Origin of the sequence: Clostridium tepidiprofundi DSM 19306 (genome assembly GCF_001594005.1) — a bacterium.
In the GTDB taxonomy this organism is placed as follows: domain Bacteria; phylum Bacillota; class Clostridia; order Clostridiales; family Clostridiaceae; genus Clostridium_AC; species Clostridium_AC tepidiprofundi.
This window is the reverse complement of record NZ_LTBA01000119.1, coordinates 1-1,325: the sequence shown is the minus strand read 5'-3', so window position 1 is coordinate 1,325 and position 1,325 is coordinate 1. Positions and strand designations below refer to the sequence as shown.

The following is a 1,325-nucleotide window of genomic DNA, read 5'->3' as shown; positions in this document are numbered from 1 at the left end:
GGTGAAAAAATGAAGTTATCGTTTAAGTTCAAACCAAGTTTTACAGCAGAACAATTAAAGATTGTGGAAGAATTATCTTATCATACAACTAAACTCTACAATGTGGCTAACTATGATTTAAGAGAAAATGGGTTCAAAAGTTATGTAGATATCGAAAATACTTTTAAATCAAATTGGCATTGTGATTTCTTGCATAGCCATACAAGACAACAAGCATTTAAGGTGTTGGAGCAGAATTGGAAGTCATATTTTGCAAGTATCAAAGATTATAAAGTAAATCCATATAAATATAATGGACTACCAAAGCCACCTAAATTTAAAAATATGGAAGATAGGAAAAATGAAATTATATTTACTAATCTTGCTATTAGATTTCAAGATGATATTTTGAAACTATCCTTATCCAAAGCAATTCAAAAAATATTTGAGGTAGACAGTTTAAATTTTGAGGTTTCTAATAAACTTCAAAGCCTTATAAATTGGAATGAATTGCAACAGGTAAGAATTAAATGGGACAATTCTTTAAAACAATGGTATTTAATTGTAATCTATAGAAAGCAAGAAATAGAAACAAATGCTGATAATACAGATGTTATGGCTATTGATTTAGGATTGGATAATTTAGCAACTCTAACATTCAAAGAAAATGCAAATAGTTACTTGTTTTGTGGTAAGAAACTTAAATCAGTTAATTCTTATATAAATAAAAGAATTGCAGAATTACAAAGCATTGAAATGAAAAAATATGGTTCTGATAAATTTAAAAATACTAAGGAAATTAATAGGTTGAGAAGATATAGAAGTAATTATATCAATGATTATCTTCACAAAGTAAGTAAGAATATTATTGATAAAGCACTAGAGCATAAAGTAGGCAAAATAGTTATAGGTAAACTAAAAGGAATTAAAAAAGACATGAATTATAACAAAGGCTTTGTTCAAGTTCCTATATTAAGATTAGGTGAACTCGTAGAGTATAAGGCTAAATTAAATGGAATAGAAGTTAAATACAAAGAAGAAAGTTACACAAGTGGTTGTAGTGCCTTTGACTTAGAGCCAATAACCAAAAGGAGCTATGATAAAACTCGTAGAGTTGTTAGGGGATTATTCAAGAGTAATTATGGATTTGTAAATTCAGATGTAAATGGTAGTCTGAATATATTAAGAAAAGAAGAAAAATGTATTCCCAAGTTAGTTGAAACTATGAGGGATAAGGGCAAGTGTTCTCGCCCGTTAAGAATAAGGGTTGCCTGTTAAGGTCGAAAGTTAAATACCAAACTTCTTACAAAGAAGCCACATCCCCTTGTGGGTGTGGTAGTTCACAC

Annotated in this window: 1 protein-coding gene; it reads left to right on the top strand. The window is 29.1% G+C overall.

Annotated features, from left to right (window positions below):
- The coding region (locus CLTEP_RS13960; RefSeq protein ID WP_242863960.1) for an RNA-guided endonuclease InsQ/TnpB family protein at positions 1 to 1,257 on the top strand (1,257 nt) is incomplete at its 5' end.
- Positions 1,258 to 1,325: the final 68 nt, after the last annotated feature.